Origin of the sequence: Nocardioides sp. dk884 (assembly GCF_009557055.1) — a bacterium.
Lineage (GTDB): Bacteria > Actinomycetota > Actinomycetes > Propionibacteriales > Nocardioidaceae > Nocardioides.
The window spans coordinates 2,353,233-2,366,731 of record NZ_CP045649.1 but is presented as its reverse complement, the minus strand read 5'-3'; the positions used below and the strand labels follow the sequence as shown (position 1 = coordinate 2,366,731).

The window sequence follows — 13,499 nt, the reverse complement described above, 5'->3', positions numbered from 1 at the left end:
GGTGGGCAGCCCAAAAGAGAGCAAGCCCTCCGGGCACCTGGACCGAGTCTGGCCGGACGCCGGTCCTACGGGAATCCTCTAGTAGCCCAGAATGTGCGTACCTGGTTCGGGGAGACTATGCCCCGTTGGTGCCTACGATGCCGCAGGTTCCGCGTCCTGCTCCTCGGTGTCGCCTTCAGGAGGGGAGGGGTTCAGATCAGCGAGCCGATCGAAGAAGGTGCGTAGGTCGTCGCACACTTCGCCGGTCTCAAGGATCATGGCGACGTCCTCCGGCTCTTGACCGGAACCAGTCAGCAAAGCGACGGTCGACTCTTTGAGGATGTCCTTGCCGTTCGCTTGCATAAGTAGATCAGGACAATCGCTAACCGTAAAGTTCGTCCCTACAGCGAGGGAGAAGTTGTCGGCCAACTCTTGCTTCACTGCGTCGGGGTCCTTGCCAGTGCACCTGGCGATAGCGTCTGGGTGCACCAGGTAACTCTCCAGATGTCGTCGGCGCCACTTGAGTGCGAAGAAATTGTCCCGGCTCGGATAGTTCTGGTCGTTGAGCTGAACGCCGACCGTGTTAATGGGCTCGTCATCCCGGTCCCTGAGACTGACTGCCACGAGACCTGGAATTTCTTCTGCGAGCGCGCGAAACAACTGAAACCGTTCCTTGTGATGAGCGCTAGTACACCACACAGGCCAGCCGTCGAGCTCGTCCCTCCCGAGCCGCGTCGCAAGCGCAGAGAGCATCCGTTCGTCGGTGCCACCTTCAAGAAATAGAACCCGCCCGGCTCTCCGTATTGGATCGATGCGCGGGGCATAAGCCGAACCAAGCCCAGCGAGCAGCCCCACCTTTTGGTGGTCCTCCGACAGATACTTGAACTTGCCTCGACCCTTCGCCTTCACCTGGAGGATTCTGTCCACAGACCAACGACGGAGGAGTTCGGACGAGTGCGTAGCGACCAGCACCTGCTTTTCGCCAGCCGTCGCCAGCGTAGCGAGTGACGTCATCATCTGGACTTGGAGTGTGGGGTGGAGATGCGCGTCAGGCTCGTCTAGCAGTAGGACGTCGACATCGGGCGACGTCGCTAGTGTGTACACGCTCAACCACTGCAGGAAGCCGCTTCCCTCGACCATGAGGTCGCGCTTGTTGTAGCCGGGGTACCGAGACAGCTTGTGCCCCACTAGTGATCCCTTAACGACGTCGATGCGGATATACGAGTGGTACTCGTCTCGGAAGGGGTCAATCACGAGTTCCGCGCCGAATGTGGTCCGAAGCGCCTGCTGCAAAAGTTCCCAAGGGTCGGTGGCGCGGAGGACTCGGAGGTCCGACTCGCTGATCTTCGACTTTCCCTGCCGTAGTTCGACCCTGCGATCTGAGTTGTGTTGCTCTATGTCCAGAAGCAAGTTGCGCAGTACCGCGCCGGCGAGACCCTCTCCGGTGCGCCGCCGGCGAATCGCCTGCGAGACCTTCGTTTCCCGGTCTGTGATTCCCGCAAAAGGCGGAAGGTATGCGATGACGGGCAGCCGGAAACCAGCGACCAAATTGGACGCAGTGACCTTGACGAACAGTCGATCGTTCGCCAGCGCCAGGCCGAATTCCAAGTACTGGTCGGGGCCGTTCGCTTCCCATTCGCAGCGAATGCGAAGGGTGTATCCATCGGGGTCCTGCGGTTCCTTCTGCGTCTTGAGATTCGTCCATAGATGCTTTAGTGACGGGACCGCGACCGGGCTGAACTCGTCGCCACCCACGCCCAATCCCTGCCGATGACTTGAGGCAAGGAACGTCTCGTCACCTCGCTCCATCTCGATTGCCGTTCGGCAGAACTCCCACACCGCCAGCGCGTGCAAGAGACTCGACTTCCCGGAATTGTTGCCGCCAGCGATGAGCGTAACTCCGGCTGGAATCAGTTCTACGGCTTCGTCCTTGAACTGCTTGAAGCGACGAAGTCTGACACGGCGGATCACGACGGCAAGTTCCTAGGCACGTCAGCAGACTAGGTCACCTCAGGGCCTCCGCGTGCCGACTCCGAGCTCGTCGGCGCGGCGGCTGGGCGCGGTCGCACCATACGGGCCACCCGCCCCCGCCGACGGACTTTGCGCAGGTCATTGCGCCGGCTGGAGAGCGGTCTCACCCTCACGAGCGCATGGTCATGAACTACTCACTGAGCCTTCATAGATGGCGCGGATGCGCGCCGCGAGTAGCCGCTGGGCCTCCTTGAGCAGCTCGACCGCGGCAAGAAACTCTCGGTCGGCTTGAGCCTCTGGTCGTTGTGTCACCCCAAGCCGGGCAACGGTCGAGGCGAACTCCCCTGCCTTGGCCCGGGCGGCCTCGGCCATTATCAGCCCAACGAGCGACTGTGCTCGACCACTGCATCAAAGAGTGCCGCATCAATCTCCGCTGGGAGCTGCGTAGTCGGCGTGGTTGCGGCTCCGTTTTCTCGTGCTGCAATGATGTCGAAATGATGTGCCCTGCTGGCCGCTCGGCCCAGGTCGGACACTGCGGATTTAGGTCCGTCAATGTTTGCAGTTCAAAGGCGCGACGCTCCGCGGCGCGCCTCACGCCCAGCGCGTCCTCGCGCTCCTCCTTAGCGATGCGGCGGGCGCGGCTTCCCTCTGCGGCTTCCGTCACCAACGTGCCGACATAACCGAGTACGAGCGTAAGGGCCGGCAATACGGCGTTCCGCCACTTCATAGCTGCGCTCTCTTCTGGGTCGGGCGAGCATCCGTGAGCGCCACCCGCAAAGCCAGTGCCGAAGAAGAGTATCGATTGCGCGTACGGTCGAGCGTGATCCCGACGCGATGCGCGGGGAACGTCGCGTGTCGGCGGACCGCCGTCCGAGGGTTCGCCGAGCTCTCACCTTTCGACCTCACCCGTCCGCGCTGAGTCGGTTGGGGAACGAGACAGAAAAGTCGTCCTCGCCACCGGGAACCGCACCCGCGTCGCGGCGAATTGCAGGTGTATCGGGGTCAGTTGGTCGGCCGAGTCGAGCGGACCACCTGAGGGCTTCGACAGGTCGGTCTGAATCGGAGTCCCGGTTGGACCGGCCGAGGCGCAGAGCACAGAGGTCGAACGGGCCGTCGGAGCATACGAGGCGTGGGTGGCGACCAGCGGTCGGACCACGTGCCCATGGCCGTGGATCTCTCGTTGACCGGAACCTCCTACGACCGCGCCGGAAGCTACGTCATCCCGCCGCCTGTCGGGAACATCCGATCTGCCGATGCGCGCCTGATCCCACTTACTCTCGCGGCATGGACGAGCACGCCAGGCGGGTCTGCGCGCCGCTTCTTGACGCATGGGACGACTTAGAGCAGGGACGGGCGACCCTGTTGGACCTGTCTCGGTTAGCAGAGCAAGCGTCGGAGGCATTGGACAACGCAAGCGCTCCATTGCCTCAAGAACTCCGTGAAGCCGCCGCAGACCTGGAGTACGCGCGTCACGCCAACGAGCGAGAAGAGCATCTGTCGGCTGGCAGACGCATTCTCGGCCCGCTGTTGATACAACTGGAATCCTGACCCAAAACGACCGCACCTGCCGCGATGAGTGCGTCTTACCGCCGCTCATGGCGTAGGTCGCCGAGGAAGGCGGCTTGGCGTTCAGCCATCGCTGTCAGGCTCAGAACGATCCCGATGACCGCTGATTCGGGCAACGAAGGCCGCGAAGTCGTCGGGGTGCGCGTAGGGCAGCACGCCCCAATGGAGGTCTTGAACCGTATCGACCAGGCTGTAATCGGGGGCGTCCTGCTGCCGAGTTTGGTCCTCGATCAGGTGCATCTCGACGCATTGCGCAGCGTGCACGAGGAAGTCGACAACGCCATTGGCGGTGATCGCCAATGGCGTGAGGACGGTGTCGTCGACCCGGTCGACGTAGAACCCGGCCTGCTTGTCGAGATTGCGGCGGCGGGCGGCCTCCTCAAACGTGTCAAGGTCGTTCGGGAAGTAGTACTCAACGCGTCGGTCAGCGTGCCAGAAACCGCCGAGCCCGGAAGCGAACTGTTCCGCGGCCGCGAGCTTGTCTAAATGGGGCAACCTGCGGGCGGTCAGCTGGTCAGGGACCACGATCGGGAGCGGCTCGCGCGGAGGTTGGCCGTACAACCCCAGGGGCGCACTCCATTCCCACTGCGCGGCGTCGTAGATCCATCGCGCCTTCGCGAGCTCCTCCATAGCGAGTACGAGAAGGGCTTGGGCGCGACCAGGGCTGCTGTTTTCGGCCAAGACGGCGGCGTCTTCGACGAGTGCGGTCGTGTTCGCCATCAGCGACTTCCACCAAGTGCGGGCGAAATCGGCGCTGACCTCCTCGGGTTCAACGAGCCTCTCGCGTCCTGTCATGTCGCCATTGTGGCGACCAGCACCGACACCCCGCAGGGAGGCGCCATCGACCAGCCACCGAACGAGTCTGGCCACCACGACAGCGGGGCGCGGAAACCTTGCGCCAGAACTGGTGGCAGGCGACGTCGCCCATCCGCCCCCCATACCGATCACCGTCCCAGTCCTCCGCGTCCTCGAGGCATGCCGAGGTCAGCGCACCGCTGGGCCACTCGTTCTGCGACCCCACCACGGACAACCCGATCGACCGCCGCGACGCATACCGGATGGTTGCCAGGATCGCGAGGGTTGCCGGCATCTCGCGGCACATCAGGCCGCACTCATTGCGCCACGCCGCCATCACCAACGCCCTCGATGCGGGGGTCCCTCCGCGATGCACAGATCTTGGCCCGCCACGCGGATCCCCGCACCACCGAGCACTACGACCGTGCCCGTGGGAACCTCGACGGTCACGGCGTCCACTTCCTAACGCCTACGTCGCGGGCGTCTGAACGTCATGCGTCCGTCCTACAGCCGCCGAGCGCGAGACCGAGGACCAGCGCCTAGACCTGGGAACGCCAGTAGGTCGCGGCGTCCATACCTGCGCTCATTGCGATGTACTCGGCCGTGCGGGTCCCGAGTGCCGTGGCTGCGTCGGTCGAGGTGACGTACGACTCGATGCCGGCGTGGAGCGCGCTGCTGCTGAGGAACTCGGAGTAGCTACGCACCGAGGCGACAACGTCGAAGTGCGCCGGATTGCCGTGGACGAGTGCGTTCCGCACGCGCTTGCGCCGCGCTTCGAGGATGCGGCCCTCCTCGGTGTACGCCTCGATGAGATCGGAGTAGATGGAGTGATCGCTAATGCTGTCGAGCATCCGAGAAATCCAGGCTCGCTCGGACTCGACACGGCACACGGAGAGAAGGTCGGCCTTCCGGTCCTCGGCGAACAGAATCCACGGACCCTTCGGGTTGTGCCATTCGGCGGACAGTTCGTCGCGAAGCTCGTTCCTAGAGCCGCTGCCGGTCAAGCACAGGCTGGTTGCGTGCCGAACGGACCCGAGCCAGTTGGCGTGCGGCCACTGACTTCCCACTGTGTCGAACGCGTCTGCTGGCGCCATGGCTGCGTGCGCCGCGACGTGTTGAACGACCCTGTCGGCGAGCGGGACAACGCTAGTGATGTCGGCCTGCGAGGGCTCCCGGAGGGCGAAGTCGCGGCTGAACGGGTGGTCTGCGGTCGTCTGTACCTCAAGTGCGGCTGCGAGGAACCGGGGGAGATCCGCGCGTGCGAGGGCCTCTGCAATCTGTGCGCCGTGCTGCTCGACGGAGACAGCGGTCATGTCGGCGCCGTAGTGGTCATGGCTGAACCCGGTGTCGCGGCGCGAGGTCATGGAGCTCGAGGACCGGAACTCTCCGTCCCACATGACTCCGTACTGGACGAGGAACGGTCGGGTGCCGCCGCCGAAGTGCAGGGACGCGTTGATGATGGCCTCGACGATCTGGGATGCGCGGTCGCTTGCGCCAGCATGGTGGGTCTGGCCCAGGTCTACGCGCACGAGCATGTCGACGTCGGACTCCTCGTGAACGAACTTGGCGACCTTGAAGAGGCTGCCTGAGCTGACGAGGTGGGTGAGCTCGTCTTTGTGCTCGAAATGCTGGCCGCCCGCGTGGGCGTTCGGGACAGCCCAGTGGGCGTTGTAGAAAGTGACGCGGCCGGCATTGAGCCGGGCATCAACGCGGCCGAGGTAGCCGAGCCAGACAACGATCGCGTGGGTCTCGGCCGGTCCGATAGCGATGTCGCGCGCGCCGGACAAGCGTTCGGCTACGGGTACGCCGGACCGTTCGTTGGGCAGGTCGTCCGGACCGCTGCCGTACGCGACCATCTGAACGAGGTCTCGGAACACCATGTCCGCGTTCAGGCCTCGTCCGGTGAGCTGGGCGTAGAGCAGTTCGGCTATGGGGCGGTACTCCCGCTCCGTGAGCGTAGCGTCTTGGGCGGTCGCGACGAGGTCATCCCAGCTGGCACCGACCGCCGCGTCGGAGCCGAGATGCTGGAGGAGGTCAGCGGCCGTGTTGATGACATCGACCCAGGCGGGGTCGGTGCGACTTCCTGGCGGCTGCAGCTGAACGGCCTTGGGGCTTCCGGTGAGCTGGTTGAACGCCTTCATGAACTTCTTGAGCGGGACGTCGATGGACGTGGCGACGTTGGCACCAAGTGCAGCGATGGACTGGTCGAGGTCATCGGTCAGGGAGTCGCGGTTCTGGGCCTTGCGCCAGGCGTCCTCTCCGCTGGCGAGGTGCACCCAGTTGACGACCTCGTCGACGATGAGAGTCAGTGGCAGTACAGAGCTTGCTCCGTGACGGCGGTCCAAGGAGGAGGCGAGCGACTTGAGCCAGGCAGGCTCGTTGTTGGACCAGTGGTCACTGACGTTGAAGTCGGTCATCAAGGGCTAGGGTCCTTCGCGGGGCGCCGTGGGTGTTGGCCTCCATCGTCTCGGCTACTCATGGCTCAGACGAAACGAGGGTTTCCGACCGCCACCTCGGCTCGTACCGGGCAGATCTGCCGACGACTGACTCAAGTCATGCCGCCGTCAACCCGGCATCGGCGAGTCGGCGGGCCAGGCACGAGACCAGTCTGTGGCGCACAGCGCCGCATATGCCCGCTCAGCACTTCGGGTTGTCGCTTCGGGGTTACCTCGATGCGGGTCGTCGTCAGGAGCAAGCGGCGGCACAACGCCGCCGACGGAGTTCGCCCACCTGTCGCCTTCCGGCGTGCGGTCGACGGAGTGGTGAGTCAGGTGGCCCTCTGCGAACAGCCACTTGCCGATCTGGACCGGGACACTGTCTTGCCCGTCGAGCCGCTCGTCGAATCGCACGGCGCTCGGGGCATACACCAGGTTGACCTCCTGGCGCTCACTCGTGGCCATGAAGGTGACGAACATGACGACAGGCCGATCGGTAGGCAACCAGTCAGCGAGCGCGACATAGGTGTAGAAGAACGGCGGCTGGAGAAGAGTCGGGTTGTCAGCGAGCAGGACGCTCCCAACGCCCCGCGTCGTCGTCACGTCGCCGATGTGTCGATGGACCTCGGGCTGGCGCGTCAGTGCGGTCACGCGCCCAATCTTTGCGAGTTCGGTACCCAAGCGCCATTAGCCGTCCCGCGACGTGGCGCCGGCAGTATGTCGGCCCGGCGTTCCCGATATGCCGCGATGAGTACGTCAAACCACCGCGAGGGGGCGTGCGAACGAGTCTGTCCCGCCCGGGAACCTAAGGGCGCGGATCTGACATGGCCTCCCGCGAAGGCTGAGCGCCCCGGGATGAGTTGTGGCACTGCCATCAGGCCAGCCCGCGCTGCTGCCGGCTACTCCGATCCCTTGACGTAGTTCCGCACGGACAAGGCGGCAGTGATGAGAGGCACAGCGACGAGCGCCCTCAGCACGTAGTGCCAGTCGTCCTGCAACGGGGCTGTTCCGGAGCGCATCACCGCCGCAACGGGTCCCCCGGCTTGGACAAGTGTCGCGTGCCGGGTCTGATGGAGGCTCTCATTCCACGGAAGGATGAGAGCCATGGCAGCACCGAGGAAGTACCCGGACGAGCTTCGGGAGCGAGCGATCCGGATGGCGGTCGATCTGCGGCGTGACCCAGCGACCCGGTCGGGTGCGCTGAAGCGCGTTGGTGAGCAGCTCGGGATCAACCCCGAGACGCTGCGCAACTGGGTCAACCAGGCCGAGATCGACGAGGGCCACCGGCCCGGCGTCACCACCGCCGAGGCGCAGCGCATCGCCGAGCTGGAGCGCGAGGTCAAGGAGCTGCGTCGGGCCAACGAGATCTTGCGGACGGCGTCGGCGTTTTTCGCCGCGGCGGAGCTCGACCGCAAGCTGAAGTAAGCACCGCGGTGCTGGTCGACTACATCGACCAGCACCGCGATCGGTTCGGGGTCGAGCCGATCTGCCGGGTCCTGTGCAGGGCCGGGATGCAGATCGCCCCGAGCACCTACTACGCCGCCAAGTCCCGGCCACCGTCCGCACGGGCGGTCGCCGATGAGCAGCGGCTGGAGGTCATCCGCAAGGTCCATGCCGCCAACTACGGCGTCTATGGGGTACGCAAGATGCACGCCGAACTCAACCGGCGCGGTCACCGGATCGCCCGGTGCACGGTGCACCGCCTGATGCGCACCGACGGGCTACGTGGGATCAGCCGTGCGAAGGGTCCGCGCACGACCGTCCCGGGGAGCGGTCCCGACAGTCGCCCGGACCTGCTGGACCGCAACTTCAAGGCGCCAGCCCCGAACCGGGTCTGGGTCGCGGACATCACCTACTGCCGCACCTTCGCCGGCTGGGTCTACGCGGCGTTCGTCATCGACGTCTACTCCCGCCGCGTCGTGGGCTGGCAGCTGTCGAAGAGCCTGCGCACCGACCTCGCGCTGGACGCCCTCGAGATGGGGTTGTGGACCCGCGAGCACGCCGGCCAGGAGACCACGGGCGTCATCGCACATAGCGACAAGGGCGTTCAGTACCTCGCGGTGCGCTACACCCAGCGACTCGCCGAGGCCGGCGCCGTCGCGTCCGTCGGATCGACGGGCGACAGCTATGACAACGCCCTGGCCGAGGCGTTCAACTCGCTGTTCAAGGCCGAGCTGGTCCGCAACAAGGGCCCCTGGAAGAACATCGACGACCTCGAGATCGCGGTCGCTGAGTACATCGACTGGTTCAACCACCGACGCCTGCACGGCGAGATCGGACTCGTTCCACCCGTTGAGTTCGAGGACGAGCACTACCGGCACAACCCGGCGCCGACTACCCTCAGCGCGTCAGTTCAGAGCCTCCACTGAACCCGGCACGCGACAAAGCGTCTCCGAAAGGAATGTCTGGAAACCCATCTTGGAGAGGGCCGGGTCAAAGCCAAGGATTACGCCAGCCATCAGCATCGAGAGCGCCAACCAAGTGACTAGTGAGGGCAACGGCCTTTCCCCGTAGCCGAGCGTGCGGTAGCCGGTGAGTGCAAGGCGCTCGACCCGGCCCTCCGTGGTCGCGTGCCTGAGCCTGTAGGCGCACCATCCAACCTTCGTGCGTGACGCCCCCGGCGCTCCGTGCTCCTTAACCAGTCGATGCAGTTCGCGCATAAGTTCGGAGTCAAGAAACAAGTTGACCCTATCGCGATCGCTCGGACCTGCGCCCAGGAAAAGGGATTGAACAGATCGCCACGGCCTTCGCAGGTTGAATTCGCGCCATGCGGTCATCTGCGACCCTGGCAGATGCTGCCTCGAAGGTTCCAACTGAAAAACCGACGAAAATTTGGTCAGGAGTTTCCTCCCCGTCAAGCCCGAAGGAATACTGAATTCCCGCAGGATTGACTGGGCGAGAGGGTCCTGAGTTATGCCGTCGCGACCGAACCTTCGTTCAGCGATTCCGGCAATCAGGTAGCCACGCGACCCGCCCGCAATTGTTGCTCCGCGCACAGATCCAAGAATGAACGTGCCCTCAAGCTCGGTGATGACAGCGTTCTCAGCAGCCGCGATCGCGGGCTTCCAGTCACCGAGAGCTTCACCGGTAAGGCCGCTGCATATGCCGTGCCGTTCGACCTCAAGATTGACGCCTCCAATCAGAAGAACTCCGCTGGCGCTTCGGATTCCCCATACGATTGGCGTGTTGCTTCTCGCGACCAGTGTCACGCCGGGCTCCACTTCGCGGATTCGCAAACGGCATTCGGAGGACGAGAATTGCGCAAGCGTAAGTCGGGCGCCACCCGTGGCGCTAAGCTTGTGGATGTTCAGTGCCTTCTCGTTACCGAACGTCAACTGCGAATCTGAACCAACGACGACTTTCGCGATTGCCGCGTCGCGACCACTCGTGGCCGTGAGCATGCAGTCGCCCATCAGTGTTACCAACGGAAGGTGACCTGATATTTCAAGAACACCCCCACCCACGCTTAGTGTCGCACTCTTTGGAAAGGAATCGGCTGCGATCAGCAGATGACCTTGGCGGTGGACAACCTTGGCGTGACTGCCCTCGGCCACAAGCAGCGTTGTTTTAGGAGTCGCCTCCGGATCGTCCCAGATCTCTACAAGACCCTGAACGGATGAGTCTAATTCAATCTTCGTTGTCGACGGCATCCCATGGCGAGCAGAGCTATATACAGTGAGGCCCGCAGTCGCGGCCAAGTTCGTGAACCTCACAATAGCGCCTGGCTGGGTCGGCCTTAGGAGAACCGTGACCTCTGAGGCTGCGTCGCGCGCATCCAAAACGGTTGCGCCGTCGTACTCAACCTCGATTGCTGGCGCGCCAGCGAGATCTGTCAGCGATGCGTGCGCTGTGGCGCCCCACTGTCTGCGGAGGTCCGCGAGAATCGAAAGGTCGCCATCTGTCGTCACATCGCCGTAGGCTTCCACAGATCGCAACCGTCGTTGCTAGGACACACGCGGAATTGATGAAGATGTCGCCATGGCGGCGGGCGGGGATCCCTGCCACCCACGAACCGGGGAGACGTGCGCTGGATGACAGGAGGGTGGGCAGTCTGCCCTACACACCGAGCAAGCGCAGCAGCAGACGAACGGACAGCTGGCACCCTGTCGATGCAGTCGGACCCCTTGGTGCCTCAGGCTGATGATCTCATGGGATCGCAGGGCGCGCTCCGGGCATACGATTTTTCGACTCGGCCAGCTCCGGTGTCAGGAATTGCGAGATTGACGTGGCTCCTGCGCTCGTCTGTCGCGATAACCGACGATCTGAGGTGCGTCTTTCCGGGAATCGTCTAGTAGCCGCCTATGAGCCAGCCAGCTCCGACAGCCGCCGGGCGATCTCGGCGTCGCGATCGGCAGCCGCATGCTGGTAGCGCATCGCTGCCCCTGGGGTCGAGTGGCCGAGGCGACCCATGAGTTCCGCCAGCGTGGCACCGGTCTGGGCGGCCAGCACAGCGCCGGTGTGGCGGAGGTCGTGCCAACGGAGGTCCGCGCGACCGGCCGCGGCTCGAGCCGGGTAGTAGACCTTGTACAGCGTCGCCGGGGCCATGTGGCGATTGCTGTCGCCCGCGGCCGGGAAGAGCAATGAGTCACGGCCGGGTGCGGTGTGGTCGGAGAGGTGGTCCTTCACGAGCGGCAGCAGGTGGGGAGGGATGGCGATGTCGCGGACGCCCGCGTCGGTCTTAGGTGGGCCGATGATGAACTCGCCGTCGACCCGGACGACGCCGCGGCGGACCTTCACCCGCCCGGTGCGCAGGTCGATGTCGCCGCGGCGGAGCTCGGTCAGCTCGCCGAAGCGCATGGCGCACCACGCGGCGAGGAGCGCCATGAGCTTGTACCGCTCGGGCAGTTCCTCGACGATCGTCTTGAGCTCCTCCAGGCTGGCCGGCTGGACGTGGTGGGCGCGCTTCGCGCTGCCGGCTCCGCGGATCTGAGCCGGGTTGTAGGGCACGAGAGGATGCGGGCGCTCCGAGGCGGCGCTGGTGAAGACCGTGCGGAGCAGGCTGTAGGACTGGGCGCGGGCGGTCTCTCGTCCGGGCGCGAGAGTGTCGTACCAGGCGTTCACGTCCTCGGCCGAGATCCGGTCCATGCGCTCGTCCCCGAACGTCGGGTAGATGAACGTGTCCAGGAGCATCCGGTACTGCTGCCTCGTCGTGGGCCGCAGCACGCGGCCTTGCGTCTTCCTCGTCTCGAGCCACTCATCGGCGTACACACGCAGGGTTGGGATCTCCCTGTGCCGGGCCGCACGCGCGGCGGCTTCCGGTGCCCAGAGCTCAAGGTTGATCTCGGCGCGTCGCGCGGTCAGCCACGCGATGGCATCGTCCTTCGCCGCGAACGTCTCCGGTGCGCGGTAGAGCCTGCCGTCGGGCCCGGTGTAGGCGGCTCGGTAGCGGCCGGACGTAAGCCGCTCGACGCGACCGAACCCCCGCCTCCTGGTCGCGCTCTTCCTGGTCACGCCGGTCCCTTCGGAGTCGATTTCGAGGAACATACGAGGAACAACGAGGAACAACGGGGTCCGAATCTGTCCGGACGTGTCTGCACCTGTCGCTGACATGTATGGCCTCTGACCTGCGAAGATACAGGAAATCGGCGCAGCAGTACGAGTTGGGCGGGGCCTGCTCTCAAAACTTCGAACCCAGTATCGCCCACCATGAAATATGGCCCCTGATCTGCGGAAACGCTGATCAGGGGCCGTTCTTTTGGCCAAGCGTGTCGGATACGTGTCGGATCTGACGGCCAGGAATGGGTCCTGGCGTCGCGTTGTGGCACCGGCCCCGGAGGCGGCCGGGTCTGGGAGCGGCGCAGTCAGGTGCTCATGAGTCAGGGCTCATCTAGACTGAGGGGCATGACTTCGCCGGGCGATCTCTTCGAAGCAGCGCTGACGTTGCCTGAGAGTGAGCGCGCCGAGCTGGCCCACCGCTTGATCGTGAGCCTTGACGAGCCGTCCGACGATCCGGCGGTGGTCGCCGAGGAGTGGGCCGGCGAAGTTGGGCGCCGCCTGGCCGGTATCGAAGCCGGCACCACGGCCGGCATCCCCTGGGCCGAGGTACGCGAGCAGCTCAGGTCGTGAGGCTCCAGGTTCTCTTCGAGCCGGAGGCCAGGGACGAGCTGCGTGCGGCGCGAGACTGGTACGAAGACGCGCAACCGGGCCTCGGGGAAGATCTGATTGTCGAGGTCGAGACAACGATCGAGCGCATCGTGCGTTGGCCCGAGCTCGCGCCCCGCCTACTCGTTCCCGAGCGGTCGCGGCCGGTTCGGCGGGCTCCATTGCGGCGCTTCCCGTTCGGGCTGGTCTATGTCGTCATTGAGGACACGCTGTGGGTGCTCGCCGTTGCTCACAGTCGCCGCCGTCCCTACTACTGGCGCGACTGCCTGAGCCCCTGAATCAGGCCGTCCATGTTCGACCTCGGGAGGCGGGGCGCAGGGCACCAGGGGCGGGGCACCATCGCGGGACGCCAGGTCCGGTTCCGCCGGCGGCGGTTGGCGGTCGCCGGTCCTCAACCCCACCACTCCAGGGGACTCTCCTGTCACGACTGGAAGACGCGCCCGGACGGGGACAGGGACCGGTTCCTGATCACCTGCCCGGTACTTGAAGCGACGATGTTTCCGGATCTCGGCACGACAGTACGTCGGTGAGCTCGCGCCGAAGGCGTGGGCGAGTGTGATCCGAACCCCCGCGGGGCGATGTGCATAACTCGCCTATGCTCCTCGCGTCTCGAACGGGGGAAGCCGATGCGCGAAAATCCAATGGTCGCGG

11 protein-coding genes and 1 other annotated feature are annotated in these 13,499 nt (G+C 64.8%); of the genes, 5 read left to right on the top strand and 6 right to left on the bottom strand.

Annotated features, from left to right (window positions below; translation table 11 throughout):
* Positions 1–132: 132 nt before the first annotated feature.
* A complete protein-coding gene (locus GFH29_RS11445; RefSeq protein WP_153323748.1) occupies positions 133–1,950 on the bottom strand; it encodes an ATP-dependent nuclease in 1,818 nt (605 codons plus the stop codon).
* A 1,284-nt stretch (positions 1,951–3,234) separates the two neighbouring features.
* On the opposite strand from GFH29_RS11445, the gene GFH29_RS11440 reads away from it, so the two are divergent.
* Positions 3,235–3,498, top strand: a complete 264-nt coding sequence (locus GFH29_RS11440) for a hypothetical protein (protein WP_153323745.1) — start codon at positions 3,235–3,237, stop codon at positions 3,496–3,498.
* A gap of 81 nt (positions 3,499–3,579) precedes the next feature.
* On the opposite strand, the gene GFH29_RS11435 is transcribed toward GFH29_RS11440, so the two are convergent.
* The gene (locus GFH29_RS11435) at positions 3,580–4,311 is read right to left on the bottom strand and encodes an AbiV family abortive infection protein (protein WP_153323744.1); all 732 of its coding nucleotides are present in this window, start codon (positions 4,309–4,311) and stop codon (positions 3,580–3,582) included.
* Between the two features lie 98 nt (positions 4,312–4,409).
* Between GFH29_RS11435 and GFH29_RS20910 the strand changes: the two genes are divergently transcribed.
* Complete coding sequence (locus GFH29_RS20910; RefSeq protein WP_416224789.1) at positions 4,410–4,799, top strand: tyrosine-type recombinase/integrase; 390 nt, start codon at positions 4,410–4,412, stop codon at positions 4,797–4,799.
* Positions 4,800–4,850: 51 nt separating this feature from the next.
* On the opposite strand, the gene GFH29_RS11425 is transcribed toward GFH29_RS20910, so the two are convergent.
* A complete protein-coding gene (locus GFH29_RS11425; RefSeq protein WP_228387441.1) occupies positions 4,851–6,728 on the bottom strand; it encodes a hypothetical protein in 1,878 nt (625 codons plus the stop codon).
* A gap of 147 nt (positions 6,729–6,875) precedes the next feature.
* On the bottom strand, positions 6,876–7,397 hold the full coding sequence (locus GFH29_RS11420; protein WP_153323740.1) for a hypothetical protein: 522 nt from the start codon (positions 7,395–7,397) through the stop codon (positions 6,876–6,878).
* A 453-nt stretch (positions 7,398–7,850) separates the two neighbouring features.
* Between GFH29_RS11420 and GFH29_RS11415 the strand changes: the two genes are divergently transcribed.
* Positions 7,851–9,115 (top strand): IS3 family transposase gene (locus GFH29_RS11415; protein ID WP_153323738.1). Its coding sequence is split into 2 segments (ribosomal slippage): positions 7,851–8,142 and positions 8,142–9,115, totalling 1,266 coding nucleotides; the frame shifts between segments, so codons are not numbered across the junction.
* Positions 8,129–8,272: a sequence feature (AL1L pseudoknot), on the top strand. Its footprint overlaps the gene before it by 144 nt.
* Here GFH29_RS11415 and GFH29_RS11410 read toward each other — a convergent pair.
* A complete protein-coding gene (locus GFH29_RS11410) occupies positions 9,095–10,672 on the bottom strand; it encodes a hypothetical protein (RefSeq protein WP_153323736.1) in 1,578 nt (525 codons plus the stop codon). The genes GFH29_RS11415 and GFH29_RS11410 overlap by 21 nt on opposite strands.
* 373 nt (positions 10,673–11,045) lie before the next feature.
* Positions 11,046–12,197, bottom strand: coding sequence for a tyrosine-type recombinase/integrase (locus tag GFH29_RS11405; protein ID WP_228387440.1), 1,152 nt, complete (start codon positions 12,195–12,197; stop codon positions 11,046–11,048).
* Positions 12,198–12,587: 390 nt separating this feature from the next.
* On the opposite strand from GFH29_RS11405, the gene GFH29_RS11400 reads away from it, so the two are divergent.
* Together GFH29_RS11400 and GFH29_RS11395 are read left to right on the top strand one after the other, a co-directional pair.
* A complete protein-coding gene (locus GFH29_RS11400) occupies positions 12,588–12,812 on the top strand; it encodes an addiction module protein (protein ID WP_153323733.1) in 225 nt (74 codons plus the stop codon).
* Positions 12,809–13,126: a type II toxin-antitoxin system RelE/ParE family toxin gene (locus GFH29_RS11395; protein WP_194288922.1), complete on the top strand. Its 318-nt coding sequence runs from the start codon at positions 12,809–12,811 to the stop codon at positions 13,124–13,126. The genes GFH29_RS11400 and GFH29_RS11395 overlap by 4 nt, the downstream gene beginning before the upstream one ends.
* The last annotated feature ends 373 nt before the right edge of the window (positions 13,127–13,499 follow it).

Excerpts from the sequence above, each read along its gene's own strand:
- GFH29_RS11440 (WP_153323745.1), top strand. The coding sequence starts at position 3,235 with ATGGACGAGCACGCCAGGCGGGTCTGCGCGCCGCTTCTTGACGCATGG.
- GFH29_RS11435 (WP_153323744.1), bottom strand. The coding sequence starts at position 4,311 with ATGACAGGACGCGAGAGGCTCGTTGAACCCGAGGAGGTCAGCGCCGAT.
- GFH29_RS11425 (WP_228387441.1), bottom strand. The coding sequence starts at position 6,728 with ATGACCGACTTCAACGTCAGTGACCACTGGTCCAACAACGAGCCTGCC.
- GFH29_RS11400 (WP_153323733.1), top strand. The coding sequence starts at position 12,588 with ATGACTTCGCCGGGCGATCTCTTCGAAGCAGCGCTGACGTTGCCTGAG.